This window comes from Mesorhizobium sp. LSJC285A00 (assembly GCF_000503155.1).
Taxonomy (GTDB): domain Bacteria; phylum Pseudomonadota; class Alphaproteobacteria; order Rhizobiales; family Rhizobiaceae; genus Mesorhizobium.
Genome location: NZ_AYVK01000011.1, coordinates 67,829 through 83,191, shown reverse-complemented (window position 1 = coordinate 83,191; position 15,363 = coordinate 67,829). Strand labels below are relative to the sequence as shown.

Annotated in this window: 14 protein-coding genes; 5 read left to right on the top strand and 9 right to left on the bottom strand. The window is 62.4% G+C overall.

All coding sequences use genetic code 11. The annotated features are described in order from the left end of the window. Positions 1 to 34: 34 nt before the first annotated feature. Entirely contained in the window at positions 35 to 1,048 is a 1,014-nt protein-coding gene (locus X726_RS157180) for an NADP-dependent oxidoreductase (RefSeq protein WP_023669435.1), read from the top strand. Positions 1,049 to 1,108: 60 nt separating this feature from the next. Here the strand turns inward: X726_RS157180 and X726_RS157185 are convergent, their stop codons facing one another. The 5 genes from X726_RS157185 to ugpC all read right to left on the bottom strand — a co-directional run bounded on the left by X726_RS157185 (position 1,109) and on the right by ugpC (position 5,528). Beyond that, positions 1,109 to 1,744 (bottom strand): SGNH/GDSL hydrolase family protein, encoded by a 636-nt coding sequence (locus tag X726_RS157185; RefSeq protein ID WP_023669434.1) that lies wholly within the window; start codon positions 1,742 to 1,744, stop codon positions 1,109 to 1,111. A gap of 129 nt (positions 1,745 to 1,873) precedes the next feature. Further along, positions 1,874 to 2,719 carry an alpha/beta hydrolase gene (locus X726_RS157190; RefSeq protein ID WP_023669433.1) on the bottom strand — a complete coding sequence of 282 codons (846 nt, stop codon included), beginning with the start codon at positions 2,717 to 2,719 and terminating at the stop codon, positions 1,874 to 1,876. Positions 2,720 to 2,950: 231 nt separating this feature from the next. Further along, on the bottom strand, positions 2,951 to 3,880 hold the full coding sequence (gene rbsK, locus X726_RS157195) for a ribokinase (protein WP_023669432.1): 930 nt from the start codon (positions 3,878 to 3,880) through the stop codon (positions 2,951 to 2,953). A 4-nt stretch (positions 3,881 to 3,884) separates the two neighbouring features. Continuing rightward, positions 3,885 to 4,337, bottom strand: coding sequence for an RbsD/FucU family protein (locus tag X726_RS157200; RefSeq protein WP_023669431.1), 453 nt, complete (start codon positions 4,335 to 4,337; stop codon positions 3,885 to 3,887). A 42-nt stretch (positions 4,338 to 4,379) separates the two neighbouring features. Further along, the gene (ugpC, locus tag X726_RS157205; RefSeq protein ID WP_023669430.1) at positions 4,380 to 5,528 is read right to left on the bottom strand and encodes a sn-glycerol-3-phosphate ABC transporter ATP-binding protein UgpC; all 1,149 of its coding nucleotides are present in this window, start codon (positions 5,526 to 5,528) and stop codon (positions 4,380 to 4,382) included. A 273-nt stretch (positions 5,529 to 5,801) separates the two neighbouring features. Here ugpC and X726_RS157210 point away from each other — a divergent pair, with 273 nt between their 5' ends. The 3 genes from X726_RS157210 to X726_RS157220 all read left to right on the top strand — a co-directional run bounded on the left by X726_RS157210 (position 5,802) and on the right by X726_RS157220 (position 9,607). Further along, positions 5,802 to 7,466 (top strand): sugar ABC transporter substrate-binding protein, encoded by a 1,665-nt coding sequence (locus X726_RS157210; RefSeq protein WP_023669429.1) that lies wholly within the window; start codon positions 5,802 to 5,804, stop codon positions 7,464 to 7,466. A gap of 98 nt (positions 7,467 to 7,564) precedes the next feature. Beyond that, positions 7,565 to 8,680: a sugar ABC transporter permease gene (locus tag X726_RS157215; protein WP_023669428.1), complete on the top strand. Its 1,116-nt coding sequence runs from the start codon at positions 7,565 to 7,567 to the stop codon at positions 8,678 to 8,680. A 9-nt stretch (positions 8,681 to 8,689) separates the two neighbouring features. Then, positions 8,690 to 9,607, top strand: coding sequence for a carbohydrate ABC transporter permease (locus X726_RS157220; protein ID WP_023669427.1), 918 nt, complete (start codon positions 8,690 to 8,692; stop codon positions 9,605 to 9,607). A gap of 229 nt (positions 9,608 to 9,836) precedes the next feature. On the opposite strand, the gene X726_RS157225 is transcribed toward X726_RS157220, so the two are convergent. Both X726_RS157225 and X726_RS157230 read right to left on the bottom strand, forming a co-directional pair. After that, complete coding sequence (locus X726_RS157225; RefSeq protein WP_023669426.1) at positions 9,837 to 10,580, bottom strand: creatininase family protein; 744 nt, start codon at positions 10,578 to 10,580, stop codon at positions 9,837 to 9,839. 3 nt (positions 10,581 to 10,583) lie between these two features. Continuing rightward, entirely contained in the window at positions 10,584 to 11,150 is a 567-nt protein-coding gene (locus tag X726_RS157230; RefSeq protein WP_023669425.1) for an SIS domain-containing protein, read from the bottom strand. A gap of 184 nt (positions 11,151 to 11,334) precedes the next feature. Here X726_RS157230 and X726_RS157235 point away from each other — a divergent pair, with 184 nt between their 5' ends. Next, positions 11,335 to 12,357, top strand: coding sequence for an aldo/keto reductase (locus tag X726_RS157235; protein WP_023669424.1), 1,023 nt, complete (start codon positions 11,335 to 11,337; stop codon positions 12,355 to 12,357). 90 nt (positions 12,358 to 12,447) lie between these two features. On the opposite strand, the gene X726_RS157240 is transcribed toward X726_RS157235, so the two are convergent. Both X726_RS157240 and lon read right to left on the bottom strand, forming a co-directional pair. Beyond that, positions 12,448 to 12,720, bottom strand: coding sequence for an HU family DNA-binding protein (locus X726_RS157240; protein WP_023669423.1), 273 nt, complete (start codon positions 12,718 to 12,720; stop codon positions 12,448 to 12,450). Between the two features lie 196 nt (positions 12,721 to 12,916). Next, positions 12,917 to 15,328, bottom strand: coding sequence for an endopeptidase La (gene lon, locus X726_RS157245; RefSeq protein WP_023669422.1), 2,412 nt, complete (start codon positions 15,326 to 15,328; stop codon positions 12,917 to 12,919). Positions 15,329 to 15,363: the final 35 nt, after the last annotated feature.

The following is a 15,363-nucleotide window of genomic DNA, read 5'->3' as shown; positions in this document are numbered from 1 at the left end:
GCTCCAATGACATGGATGATTGGAGATTTCACCAATGAGCGATAAGATGAAGGCAGTCCGTCTGCACGCATTCGGTGGTCCCGAGATGCTGGTGTACGAAGACGCGCCTAGGCCGGGTGTGAAGCCCGGCGAGGTGCTTGTCCGTGTCCAGGCGGCCGGGCTTAATCCGCCCGACTGGTATCTGCGGGATGGCTATCGCGCACTGCCGCCAGAATGGCGACCCAACGCGTCCTTCCCACTGATTCTCGGCACGGACGTGTCGGGCGTCATTGAAGCGGTTGGCGCTGACGTCGCTGAGTTCAGCATCGGGGACGAGGTCTACGCAATGGTTCGCTTCCCCGATAACTTGATGACGGGTAGCAATGCCTACGCGCATTATGTCAGTGTGCCGGCATCGCATGTTGCGTTGAAACCAGCCGGCATCGACCATATTCATGCGGCTGGTGCGCCGATGTCGCTTCTGACGGCATGGCAGTTCTTGATCGAACTTGGCCACGACGAGCCGAATCCGTTCCAGCCCTTACCGCATGAGCCGGTGCCCCTCGACGGCAAGACGGTGCTCATCAATGGTGCCGGAGGCGGTGTCGGGCATCTGGCCGTCCAGTTGGCGAAATGGCGGGGCGCTCGCGTCATCGCCGTGGCATCGGCGAAGAACGAGGCGCTGATGCGCGGTCTCGGCGTGGATCAGTTCATCGACTACAAGACGACCGGGGCGGAAGATGTCGTCCGAGACGTCGACCTTGTCCTCGACGCGGTGGGCGGCGCGGACATGGAGCGCTTCTTCCAGGTTCTGAAGCCGGGCGGCGCGCTGTTCCTGGTCAACCCGCTGGGCTTCGCTGGTCACGAAGAGACAGAGAGGCTGGGGATCACGGTCTCATCCGCACAGGTCCGATCCAATGGCGCGCAGTTGGCAAAAGCCGCCCGCCTGCTCGACGACGGCCTTGTGCGTATCGTCATCGACAGCACATTCCCTCTGGCCGAGGCGTCGCGCGCACATGAGCGCGCCGCCGACGGCAGTATTCAAGGCAAGATCGTGCTGGCCGTCTGAATTGTTGCTTTCAGTCGCCCGACCATCGGGAGTGCAGACGGTCGGGCGGGATTACGCCGTTCAGCCGACGAAGACCACCGACCGACGTCCGGCTAAATCGTGCTCGACTACAAGTGCCGCGATGGCTGCCGCGATCTTCGCGCCGCCTTGCACTGACGGTTCGATAGGATTGGCGAAGTCCGCGTCCTCATTCGATACCAAGCGCAGGTCGACGAGCGGCAAACCGCGCGAGAACGCCGCCCGGGTGATGACGTCGTTGAGGACCGTCAGGGCAGTTGCGGCAAGTCTACGACGCTGTGGGTCGGGAAAGCGCGCCTCGTAGATCGTGCAGACAGCGGTGGGTAGGTTTTGGCCCAGCGCCCCCTCGAGCATCGTACAGTAGTCGTGCTCGAATTCTTCCCGGATATCGCTGATCCTGTCCAGAACCTCGGCCACCGAACAGGCCCCCTGCTCCAGAATCCCTGCATGACGAAGAGCATCATTGCCACCGACGCTGACGACAAGATGGCTAGCATCCTGGGGGAGCCGTTCAAGCTGCCGCTCGACGCCGCTTGTGACGGCTCCGTCGACGGCGTTTAGCGTTGCACGCCACCCCTCCGGCAAGCGCTCCCGCAGCTGCCGCACTACGTCGGGCCCGTGCGCGACATAGGCAGCGTTGTCAAAGATCGAATCCCCGAGAAGGACGACGTGTGGCATCGGATGCTCCGTTGAGGCCTCTGCAATGCTGCATCAGCAGAGGAGGTAAGGTGGTGGGTTGTGACCGCGGCAGCGAGCACGGTCAGGAGATCACGGCGAGTCAGGCCACCTGCAGAACGGAACGGCATCTCAGCCGTCCAGGAACGCCAGAAGCGCGGCATTCACCGCGCTGGCCTCTTCGCGCTGTACCCAATGCGTTGCCTTCTCGAACGTCTGCAGGCCCTGATCGTTGCAAAAGGCCAGACTGCGCTCGGCCAGGCCATATTCCAGAGCTTGGTCCTGCATCCCCCACAGTACAAGGGTCGGTGTCCTGATCCGCTGCTTCAGGCTTGGGCGGAAGCGCAGCGCCCGATACCAGTTGAGCATGCCGGTCAGCGCCCCCGGCCGTTCCCAGGCCTGCCGATACTCTGCGATTTCCTCCGCCGTGAAGGCATCTGTTCGGCTGGATTTGATGAGCGCCCGTGCCAGCAGAGCCGAGTGCCCTGCTCCCAGAACAGCCTCCGGCAGCAAGGGGAACTGGAAGAAGGCCGCATAGCTGCTCCGCAGGAACTGGGTCGGAGATCGCAAGGAATGGGCAAGCAGCACCTCGGGATGGGGCGCGTTCAGGATGACGAGCCTTTCCAGACGGTGCGGCAGCTTTGCGCCTGCCGCCCAGGCGACGATACCGCCCCAGTCATGACCGACGAGGTGAAACCTTCCGATGCCGAGCGCGTCGGCGATGGCAACGACATCGCCGACGAGCTTGGGGAGCGTGTATTCACGGATGGCTTTCGGCTTGTCACTGGTGTTGTAGCCCCTCTGGTCGGGGACGATGACCCGGAATCCGGCGGAAGCGAGCGCATCGATCTGCCGTCTCCAGCCGATCCAGAAGTCGCCGGGAGCAGTCTGTCCCGGTCCAGCCGCTAGGCTGGCAGCAGCGGAGGCGTCGATCAGAGTTAATATCTCGCGGAGTTGACGAGGAGTTCTGATAAGCAAGTTTCAATTTCGCGCTTTTTCCCGCAAATTCGAGAGCGTGAGGAATTGAAACCATTCGTTGATGAATCAGGCGTTTTCGCCGGCCTGTCACGCCGGAGGTCGCGGGTTCGAGCCCCGTCACTCGCGCCATTTCTCCTCAGGAGAAATGTGACATAATCGTCTAAAATCATGGTCTTGCATGTGGAAATTCAGATCCGGTCGGATCTGAATTCGGTCTCTCCCGCAACGACGTCACCCCTCGGCCAGCAGCGCCTCGACCTCATGCAGCGTCGGCATGGATGGCGCAGTACCCGGCCTTGTCACCGAAATGCCGGCGACGGCGCAGGCGAAGCGGACGGCTTGCAGCGGCTCCACGCCTTTGGCGAGTGCGGCGGCCAGGCCGCCATTGAAGGCATCGCCCGCGCCGGTGGTTTCGACCACCGGACCGGCACTGACCACGGGAACATGGTCGGACCGAGCGGCCGTGTGCAGCAGCGCGCCTTTTTCGCCGAGCGTGATGATGACCGAGCCGACGCCCTTTTTGAGCAGGCTGTCGGCGGCGCGGCGAGCCTCGTCGATCGAAGAAACCTTGATGCCGGTCAGCTCTTCGGCCTCGGTCTCGTTGGGGGTGACATAGTCGCAAAGCGTATAGATGCGGTCCGGCAGCTTGGCCGACGGCGCCGGATTGAGGATGGTGGTCACCCCTGCACCGCGCGCGATTTCGAGTGCGCGCAGTGCCGCGTCGATCGGCTGTTCGAGCTGGATGACGAAGACGCCGGCTCCACGGATCAGGCCGGCATTGGCCTCGATGTCTTCAGGCGAGATCAGCATCGCTGCACCCGGGCTGACGATAATGGCGTTGTTGCCGGTTGTCTCCTCGATGAAGATATAGGCCGCGCCGGTATAGCTTTGCGGCGTGTCGATGACGGCGGATTTGACGCTCGCCTCTGCCCAGGTCGCCTTGGCCATGTCGGCGAAAGCATCGACGCCAAGCCGGGTCAGGAAGGTGACGTCCGCGCCGAGCTTGCCTGCCGCCACCGCCTGGTTCGAGCCCTTGCCGCCAGGTCCCAGCTTGAAGGAATTACCAAGAATGGTTTCACCCATGCGCGGCTGTCGATCGGCCCGGTAAGCGGTGTCGGCGACGAAAACGCCCAGAATGACGACAGGTTTGCCCGACGCCATGGCCCTACTCGGCGTCCGGCGGCACGACGCCCTTGCGAAAGGCGAAGCAGCCATAGAAGCGGCGCTCGCCGGTCTGGATGACGCAATAGGCTTTCTTGGCGCGCTCGTAGAAGGCGTAGCGCTCGACCGAGATCATCGGCCAGGCCTTGCCCTCGGCCTTGTCGATCTCCTTTTGCACCTCTTTTTGCACCGGCGGGATCTCGTCCGGCTTGCCGACGATCTCCATGCGCGCGGCCGCATCGTCGACGAAAGTGTCCAGCGGATAGAGCGACAGCACCGCCTTGACCACATCGGCCGCCGAGGCGTCGATGTGCAGCAGCTTGCCGAGCACGGTCTGCTTTGCCACCGAATCGGCGGGGAAATTGGTGTCGGCGATGATCAGATCGTCGCCGTGTCCCATTGCCCTGAGCGCCTGGAGCACATCGGCATTGAGCAATGGGTTGATCCCTTTGAGCATGGCAGTCCTCGTCAAACAGGTTTGGTCAAAGTCGATTGGAAATCAGAGCCGGTTGCCGGTCTCGGCGTCGAAGAGATGGACCTGGTCGAGGCGCGGCTTGAGATTGAGCGTGTCGCCGGGCTTGAAGTCGTGGCGCTCGCGAAACAGCGCCACCATCTCGCCGCTGTCGCCGAAGCGCACGAAGACCAGCGTTTCGGAACCCGTGGGTTCGACCACCGAGATCTTTGCCGGCACGCCGTCGGGATGGATTTCGAGATGCTCGGGCCGCACGCCATAGACCACGGCCTGGCCCTCCTTGGCGGCGCTGCCGGCCGCAATCGGGAACAGCGTGCCTGCTATCTCGACCTTGTCGCCCTTGCGCACCACGCCTTTGAGCAGGTTCATCGACGGCGAGCCGATGAAGCCGGCGACAAACAGATTGGCCGGCCGGTCGAACAATTCCAATGGCGCGCCGACCTGCTCGATACGGCCATCGCGCATGACGACGATCTTGTCGGCCATGGTCATGGCCTCGATCTGGTCGTGGGTGACGTAGATGGTGGTGGTCTTCAGCCGCTGGTGCAGTTCCTTGATCTCGGTGCGCATTTGCACGCGCAGCTTGGCGTCGAGATTGGAGAGCGGCTCGTCGAACAGGAAGACTTGCGGATTGCGCACGATGGCGCGGCCCATGGCGACGCGCTGGCGCTGGCCGCCGGATAGCTGGCGCGGATAACGTTTCAGGTACGGATTGAGGTCGAGAATGTCGGCGGCGCGCTTGACCCGCTCGGCGACCACGGCTGGATCGGTCTTGCGCAGCTTCAGCGCAAACGCCATGTTCTGCTCCACCGTCTTGTGCGGATAGAGCGCGTAGTTCTGGAACACCATGGCGATGTCGCGCTTGGCCGGCGGCAGATTGTTGACGATGCGCTCGCCAATGGCGATCGTGCCGCCGGAGACGGTCTCCAGCCCGGCCACCATCCTGAGCAGCGTGGACTTGCCGCAGCCCGACGGGCCGACCAGCACCACGAACTGGCCATCGGCGATGTCGACGCTGACCTCGTGCANCACCATCCTGAGCAGCGTGGACTTGCCGCAGCCCGACGGGCCGACCAGCACCACGAACTGGCCATCGGCGATGTCGACGCTGACCTCGTGCAGGACCTTGACGGTTCCGAACGCCTTGGCCACATTGCTGATCGCGACTTGAGCCATCGTCCCCCCTTTTCTCGCGGTGAAGCTAGCCATTGCCAACGGCAAGGGCAAGTCGGTATGTTATCGATAAAAAGCCATTCGTGTTGACAAGGTAATCGATTACGCAAATATTGGCTGTTGCCAATCCGGCAGTCGGATTTTTATCCGAAAATCGGAGCTCCAGGCGACGCAGGGTGGGGTCCCACGTCCCCGTATGATAAAGGAGAACCGCCGACGTTTCGGCGTCGGAGGGATTGGCATTTTAATTCACGACTGTTGTTCTGGGAGGAATAGATGAGAGTCGGTCTGTACGAAAAACTCGTCCGCGCGGGTGCCACCCGGCGTGACATACTCAAAGGCGCGGCCTCGATGGCCGCGATCGCCGCCGCATCGGGCGCTGGGCTCGGCGCTTTCACCCGCCCGGCTGAAGCCGCCAGCGAGCTACGCTCCAAAATTCTGCAGATCCCCGGCGTCGGCAAGGGTCAGCCGACGGATGCCGATTTCCAGAAGGTCGGCGAACTCTGCCTGGAAGCCACCAAGGCCAACGTCAAGGAAGGCGAATTCGCCGGCGTCGAGCTCACCTTCATGGGCCTCAACAACCAGAACCTGCACAATGTGCTGTTCCGCGGCTTCCTGAAGCCGTGGGAGGCCTATACCGGCGCCAAGATCAGCTGGATCGACCTGGCGCAGGCCGACTACAATGCCCGCCTGCAGCAGTCGATCGCCACCGGCACCGTCGACTTCGACATCATCGAGATGGGCGCGCCCTTCGAAGGCGATGTCTGCGGCAAGGGCCTGACGTCCGAGATGCCCGACTGGGTCAAAGAGCAGATCGACATGAAGGATGTCGTGGCCTATCTGCAGCCGCCGGTCGGCACCTGGGACGGCAAGCAGTACCGGATCACCGTCGATGGCGATGCGCACAACTTCAATTACCGCACCGACGTTTTTGCCGATGCCGACCTCGCCAAGGCGTGGAAGGACGGCGGCGCGGCCACCGAATGGGGTGTGCCGAAGACCTGGCAGGAAGTCCAGGCCGTCACAAAATTCCTCAAGGGCAAGAAGTTCAAGGACCAGGACGTCTTCGGCTATCTCGATGCGCCCAAGGCCTGGGGCGGTTTCGGCTTCTACTTCCTCGGCAGCCGCGCCACCGCCTATGCCAAGCATCCCGACGACAAGGCCTGGCTGTTCGATGCCGACACGATGAAGCCGCGCATCAACAACCCAGCCTGGGTGCGAGCCATCCAGGACGTCATCGACGCGCTGCCTTCGGAGCCCGCCGACCAGATCAACGCCGACCCGAACACGACAGCCTTCCAGCAGTTCCTGGCCGGCACCGGTTCGATGGTCACCTGGTGGGGCGACGTCGGCTCCAACGTCAAGACCAATGATAGCTCGGTCATCGGCGACGTCACCGGCTTCTCGATCCTGCCGGGGTCCGACGACGTCTACAATGCCAAGACCGGCGCTTGGGACAAACTCGCCAGCGGCCCGAACTATGCGCCGAACTGCGCCTATCTCGGCTGGGGCGTCTACGTCATGGCCCGCGTCGATACGGACGAAAAGAAGAAAAAAGCGGCATGGTCGGCCGCCGCTCATCTCGGCGGCAAGGACCTGTCAATCTGGACGGCGATGTATCCGTCCGGCTTCCAGCCCTACCGCAACTCGCATTTCGACATTCCCGAATGGGTGGCGGCAGGCTACGACGAGGCGTTCATCACCTCGTATCTGAAGTCGGAAGCCGACAGCTACAACCATCCGAACGCGGCGATCGAGCCGCGCATCCCCGGCATCTTCCAGTATTATTCGGCTGCCGAGGACATTCTGGCCAACACATTCGCCGGCAAGATGAAGGCGCAGGAAGGCGCCGACGCCATTGCCGCGGCCTGGGAGAAGCTGACCGACCAGATCGGCCGCGAAAACCAGATCAAGCTCTACAAGGCCTCGCTCGGCGTGTAGGCTGATCCTATCGTGACAACAGGTCCGGCGGTGCAAGCCGCCGGACCTGACCGGCTCGGGCCGGTCGCAGGCTTGATTTTTTAAACGGACGGGGACGCGTGGCTGACCAGACCACCAATGCATGGCCGGCCAACGCCGGCCCAGCCGATCTGATCTCGCCGGCCCGCAAGCGGGCGGGTTTTGCCCTGATGGCGGCCGCCACGCTTGGCCTGCTGGCGGTGATCGCGTTTGAGATCCTCTACAAGAACGAGATCACCACGCTCGGCTTCGAGACCTGGCGTCCGATCGTCTATGCCTATGTTCTGTGGGGCGTGGCGCTCGGTATCGGCCAGGTGCTGACGCGCGGCGAGGACGGCCAGCGCGCGCTGTTCCTGCTGCCGGCGCTGCTGTTCACCATCGCCATGGTGATCTTCCCGACGCTGTTCGGCTTCTACATCGCGCTGACCGACTGGAACCTGTCATCCTTTTCCGGCCGCAAGTTCAACGGGCTCGACAATTTCTGGCAGATGCTGGCCGATCCCTACTACCGCAATGCGCTGTTCAACATGGTGCTCTATGTGCTCGCCGTGATGGTCGAATATGTCATCGCCTTCGGCCTGGCGCTGCTGCTCAACGCGCAAATCCGGGCGCGCAAATTTTTCCGCGTCGTCTTCCTGATGCCGCTGATGCTGTCGCCGGTCGCGGTGTCGTGGATGATCGGCAAATCGCTGATGGAGTACCGTTTCGGGCCGGCGGCGACGCTGGCGCGCCATCTCGGCTGGGAGAACCCCGCCTTCTTCTCCAACCCGATCACCGCCCGTATCTCGATCATGGTGCTCGATGCCTGGACCTTCATCCCGTTCATGATGATCATGCTGCTGGCCGGCTTGCAGGCGATGTCGCGCGACGTGCTGGAAGCGGCGCGCGTCGATGGCGCCACGCCCTGGCAGACTTTCTGGCAGGTCACCTTCCCGCTGATGCTGCCGGTGTCGGTGACGGCGGTGATCCTGCGCATCATCTTCAAGCTGAAGCTCGCCGACATCATCATCACCGTGACCTCCGGCGGGCCTGGCGGCGCCACCGATTCGGTGTCGAGCTTCATCTACCGCGAATACCGGGACCGCTCGAATGTCGGCTACGGCACCATGCTGGCGATGGCCTATCTCGTCATCATCGTCGTGTTCGTGACCTGGCTGTTGAAATTCGCCAATCGCTTCGTGCGCAACGTGAACTGACGAGGCACAATGAGCGTCCAGACCACCGACTATGCTGCCTCGGAAATCCGCTCGCCGCTGGGTTTTCTGGCCAATCGCATCTTCATCTATGGCGCGCTGGCGTTCTGGGCCTTCATCTGCCTGTTCCCGATCTACTGGACGATCACCACCTCGTTCAAGACCGCGGTCGACGTCACGCAAGGACACCTCATCCCGTTCGTCGACTTCCAACCGGACTGGAAGGGCTGGCGCTCGCTCGGCCTGTCGCCGGATTCGATCTTCCAGACCTCGACGGTGCGCGAGGAGTTTTTCAAACGCTTCATGAATTCGGTCATCACCTCGGTCGGCGCATCGAGCCTCGCCATCGTCATTGGCAGCCTCGCCGCCTATGGGCTGACCCGGTATCGCTATCAGTTCGCCTGGTTCAAGAACGAGGACATCTCCTTCTTCTTCCTGTCGCAGCTGATCCTGCCGCCGGTGGTGCTCGCCCTGCCCTTCCTGGTGCTTTACCGGGAAGTCGGCCTGCTCGACACACGCATCGGCCTGATCCTGCTCTACACGCTGATGGTGCTGCCGATCGTCATCTGGATCATGCGCGACCAGTTCAACTCGATCCCGGTCGAGCTCGAGGAGGCAGCGCTGGTCGACGGCCTCTCGATCTGGGGCGCTTTTTTCCGTATCGTCATGCCGATTGCGCTGCCGGGCATGGTCGCCGCCTTCATCCTGGCGATGGTGCTGTGCTGGAACGAGTACTTTTTTGCAGCACTCCTGACGTCGACCGACGCCAAGACCATCCCGGTGATGGTGGCGAGCCAGACCGGCTCGCAAGGCATCAACTGGTGGTCGATGGCGGCGCTAGCCACCGCCGCGATCGCACCGCTGGCGGTCATCGGGATTGCGCTTGAACGCTATCTGATCATGGGCATGACGGCGGGGGCGGTGAAGTAGGCGAGAGGCGGCGTGCCCCTCTACTGTTGACCTCGGCGGGACAGCACCCCCTCTGGCCTGCCGGCCATCCCCCGCAAGGAGGGAGATCGGCAGCTTTGGCTGCATCGCTTTTCTTGCGACGTAGGTGATTGGCGAAAGCGGAAATGACGTCTGATCTCCCCCCTTGCGGGGGAGATGTCCGGCAGGACAGAGGGGGGTGTGAAGGATAGCTACAGAGCGACTTTGTCTGCTAGCCGCCCAATATCGCCCTCAGGTGATCCATGATCATCGCCACACCCTTTCGCCCCAGCTCCGCCGAGGCCTCCGGCGCACTCGCCGTATACCACGCGGTATTCTCGCCAAAACGCCCGGCATCGACCGCTTCCGGACACAGTGCCAGCATCAATGATGTCTCGCCAACACCGGCGTGATCGAACGGATACTTCCCGTTCATGGCAGCCGACATCAGCGGGTGCACCTGCACCCAGTTGAAGAAATTCTCGCCGGCGGCGTGCCCGGCATAATAATCGGCCATCTCGTCTGAGCCCCACCAGCCCTCGCCGCGCTGCTTCTCGAGGAAGCGGAAGATCGCCTGGCGGCCGGCGGCCTTGAAGGCGAGATCGGTCGGCATGCCGGCGGCAAAGTTCTCGGTCTGGTGGTGGATGACGGCGTTGATGTTACGAAAGCCGATGCGCAGCAGGCTGTAGAACAATTCTTCGGCGAACGGCGCCAGCTGGTTGCCGCCGACCTGCACTGAGCCGTTGCCTTCGGGTGCTGCCACCACATAGCTCGCCGCACCGTAGTAGAAAGCCGGCAGGATGACGATGTCGGCCTCCCTCTCGTAGAGCTCCAGCGTCTTGATGACGGCCAGCGTGTCCATGCCGACGGCCATGTGCTCGCCGTGATATTCGAGCACGCCGAGCGGGAGAGCGACCGGCCAATTCTCGGCGATCGCCTTGCGGATCTGGTGCGGCAGCATCAGTTCGTAGCGCATGATCTATTCCATGTTGGTGTGGCGGGCGCGCATGGCCTCGGACGACTGGCCGGTCAGCGCCTTGAGCTTCAGCACCATGACCTCGAACAGCAGGAACAGCGCCCCTTCGAAGACCGAGCCCATCGGCAGCAGCGATGTCTTTTGCGGCCCTTGGTCACGCGCCATGGTCTGCGCCGGGATCAGCAAGGTGAAGTCGGCAAGCGCGACCGCACTGCTGCCTGCCTCGGCGGTGAGCAAAAGCACGGTGGCGCCGGCCTTGCGGGCGACTTGCATCAAGGTGAGCACCGTCGTCGTCTCGCCCGGGCCGGAACTGACCAGGAAGACATCGGCTGCGCCAAGCGGTGGCGTGTTCATGTCGCCGACCACCGACACCTCAAGCCCGAGGTGATAGAGGCGCATGGCGAAACCCTTGAGCTGCAAGGCCTCGCGGCCGCAGCCATAGACGACGATCTTTTGCGCGCGGGCCAGGGTTTCGCAGGCGGTGTCGATGCCGGCTTCGTCGACGCGCGCCAGTACGGCGCCCAGCTCTTGCAGGGCGGTCGAAAACATATCCGAGCCGGCATTCGTCATGAGAGTCCCATCTGTCCGGCTGGGTTTGTGGCCGGTGATTTCGGGTTGCGCGCTTTCGGAAAAGGCTTGTTTTTGTTCATGCTATCACCGCGAAAATGCCTGTCCAACGGCCATGGCGGCTTTTGCTGAGCCAGCGGCGTGATAGTGTCATGTCAGACAAATCAGTCCAGGAAATCAGCACGACATGAAGACACGGCATTTCGACCGCATCGGCAATGGCGGCCTCGACTTCACCGAGCTTGGCTTCGGCAGCGCGCCGCTCGGCAACCTTTACCGCGCCGTCCCCGACGCGGATGCCAACGCAACGCTGGAGGCGGCGTGGGCGACCGGCTGCCGTTACTACGACACCGCGCCGCTCTATGGCCTGGGCCTTGCCGAAACACGGCTCAATGCCTTCCTGCGCGGCAGGAAGCGTGACGATTATGTGCTGTCGAGCAAGGTCGGTCGCCTGTTGCGCGCCTGCCCGCCGGAGGAACGAACCGGCATCGGCAAGTTCTTCGACACACCGACGCGCAAGGAGGTCTACGACTACAGCTATGACGGCGTCATGCGCTCGTTCGAGGCGTCGCTGGAACGGCTTGGCGTCGACCGCATCGACATCCTTTTCGTCCATGACCTCGACATCTTCACCCATGGCAGCAAGGAGGCGTCAGACCAGCGCATCGAGGAATTCATGGCCTCGGGCTACAACGGACTGGTTGCGCTGCGCGACCAGGGCGTGATCAAGGCCTTCGGCGGCGGCATCAACGAATGGGAGGTTTGCCAGACGCTGGCGGAGCGTGGCGACTTCGACCTGTTCCTGCTGGCCGGGCGCTACACGCTGCTGGAACAGGAAGCGCTTGCCACCTTCCTGCCGCTCTGTGAGCAACGCGGCATCGGCATCGTTCTCGGCGGTCCTTACAATTCCGGCATCCTGGCGACCGGGCCGAAGCCAGGCGCCTATTACAATTACTCCGAGGCGCCAAGGGACATCATGGATCGCGTCGGGCGCATCGAGGCCGTCTGCCAGCGCCATGGCGTCAGGCTGATCGAGGCGGCGCTGCAGTTTCCGCTGCTGCACCCTTCCGTGGTGTCGGTCATCCCCGGCGGCCAGCGGCCGAGTGAAGTCGAAAGCAACCGCGCCCTGCTCGATGCCAAGCTGCCTGCGGCGCTGTGGGCGGACCTCAAGCAGGAAGGCCTGATGCGCGCGGATGCGCCGGTGGGCTGAAGGCTCGCCTCAGCGGGCTGACGGCCTGCCGCCATCGAGGCAAAAGAAAAGCCGGGCGAACCCGGCTTTTCAACATTCTCTGAAAAATTTTTAGTTGACCGCGTCCTTGAGGCCTTTGCCGGCCGAGAACTTCGGCACGGTACGCGCCGGAATCTTCACTTCCGCGCCAGTCTGCGGGTTGCGGCCAGTCGATGCCGCACGCTTGGAGACGGTGAAATTTCCGAAGCCGACGAGCCGTACATCGCCGCCCTTCTTCAGTTCGCCAGTGATGACGGAGAACACCGCCTCAACCGCCGACTGTGCGTCACCCTTCGAAATGCTCGCGGATTCAGCGACAGCGGAAACCAGTTCGTTCTTGTTCATAAAAATTCCCTTCCATGAGAAAACCGGAACTTTCGACTCATCCGGCAGGAGAGGGACTTTAGAAAGAAGCGCTCGCAAACCCAAGTCAAAAAGCCGGAAATAAGTTGAAAAAAGCCCGGAAAAGGTGGGTTTTTCACATGAAAAAGCCGGGCTCAAGGCCCGGCTCTCTCTTTGTGCACTGCAACTTTAGTAGTTTCTAATGTGCAAGCGACTTTCCAGCATCGTCAACGGTATCGGTGGAAGCCGGCGGATTGACCGGCTCGACCCACTCGATCGGCTCCGGCATGCGCACCAACGCGTGCCTCAGAACCTCGCCGACACGTGAGACCGGAATGATCTCCATACCGTTCTTCACATTGTCCGGTATCTCCGCCAGATCCTTGGCGTTGTCTTCCGGGATCAGCACCTTCTTGATGCCGCCGCGCAATGCGGCGAGTAGCTTCTCCTTGAGGCCGCCGATCGGCAAGATGCGGCCGCGAAGCGTTATCTCGCCAGTCATCGCCACATCGGCCCGGACCGGAATCCCCGTCACGACAGACACGATGGCTGTCGCCATGGCAGCACCTGCAGACGGACCGTCCTTCGGCGTGGCGCCTTCGGGCAAGTGGACGTGGATGTCACGCTTGTCGAACAGCGGCGGCTCGATGCCGAAATCGATGGCCCGCGAGCGGACATAAGAGGCCGCCGCCGAGATCGATTCCTTCATCACGTCGCGCAGATTGCCGGTCACCGTCATGCGGCCCTTGCCGGGCATCATGACGCCTTCGACCGTCAGCAGCTCGCCGCCGACTTCCGTCCAGGCAAGACCGGTGACGACACCGACCTGATCGTCAGCCTCGACCTGGCCGAAGCGGAAGCGCGGAACACCGAGGTAATCGGCGAGGTTCGCCGCCGTGATGCTCACCGTCTTCTTCTTCGTCTTCAGGATCTCGGTCACCGCCTTGCGCCCGAGCTTCATCAGCTCGCGCTCCAGGCTTCTGACGCCCGCTTCACGGGTGTAGGTCTGGATGATGCCGCGGATCGCGTCCTCGCCGACGGAGAATTCCTTCGGCTGCAGGGCATGATCGCGGATCACCTTGGGCATCAGGTGACGCTTGGCGATCTCGATCTTCTCGTCCTCGGTGTAGCCGGCGATACGGATGATCTCCATGCGGTCCATCAGGGGCGCAGGGATGTTCAGCGTGTTCGCCGTCGTCACGAACATCACGCTCGACAGGTCGTATTCGACCTCGAGGTAATGGTCCATGAACGTCGAGTTCTGCTCGGGATCGAGCACCTCGAGCAAAGCCGATGACGGATCGCCGCGGAAGTCCTGGCCCATCTTGTCGATCTCGTCGAGCAGGAAGAGCGGGTTGGACTTCTTGGCCTTCTTCATCGACTGGATGACCTTGCCGGGCATCGAGCCGATATAGGTGCGGCGATGGCCACGGATCTCGGCCTCGTCACGCACGCCGCCAAGCGCCATGCGGATGAACTCGCGGCCGGTCGCCTTGGCGATCGACTTGCCGAGTGAGGTCTTGCCGACGCCGGGAGGGCCGACGAGGCACAGGATCGGCCCCTTCAGCTTCTTCTGGCGGCTTTGCACGGCGAGATACTCGACGATGCGGTCCTTGACCTTGTCGAGGCCGAAATGATCGGTGTCGAGCACGTTCTGCGCAAACGCCAGGTCCTGCTTGACCTTGGAGTTCTTGCCCCACGGGATCGACAGGATCCAGTCGAGGTAGTTGCGCACGACGGTCGATTCCGCCGACATCGGCGACATCGTCCGCAGCTTCTTCAACTCGGCTTCCGCCTTTTCGCGGGCCTCCTTGGAGAGCTTGGTCTTCTTGATGCGCGCCTCGATCTCGGCGGCCTCGTCGCGGCCGTCCTCGCCTTCGCCGAGCTCCTTCTGGATCGCCTTCATCTGCTCGTTGAGGTAATATTCGCGCTGCGTCTTCTCCATCTGGCGCTTGACGCGCGAGCGGATGCGCTTCTCCACCTGCAGGACGGAGATTTCGGCTTCCATGAAACCCATCGCCTTTTCCAGCCGTTCCTTGACGGACAGCGTGGCCAGCATCTCCTGCTTCTCGGGGATCTTGATGGCGAGGTGCGAGGCAACCGTATCGGCGAGCTTGGAATAGTCGTCGATCTGGCTGGCGGCACCCACCACTTCAGGCGAGATCTTCTTGTTCAGCTTGACGTAGTTTTCGAAGTCGGTGACGACCGAACGGGCGAGCGCCTCGACCTCGACCTCTTCCTCCTCCGGCTCGACCAGCGCCGTGGCGGTAGCTTCGTGGAAGTCCGGACGGTCGGTGAACGAGACGATCTTGGCACGCGAAGCGCCTTCGACCAGCACCTTGACGGTGCCGTCGGGCAGCTTCAGCAATTGCAGCACATTGGCGAGCGTGCCGATGTCGAAGATCGCATCGGGCTCGGGATCGTCATCGGCGGCATTCATCTGGGTGGCAAGCAGGATCTGCTTTTCCTGACCCATAACCTCTTCCAGCGCCTTGATCGACTTTTCACGCCCGACAAAGAGCGGAACGATCATGTGCGGGAACACCACGATGTCGCGCAGTGGGAGGACTGCGAAGACGCCGTCGCTGGGAGCCTTGGATATTTTGGCCATTGTCCAACCTTTCATGTCGCGGCCGCTAATTGAGC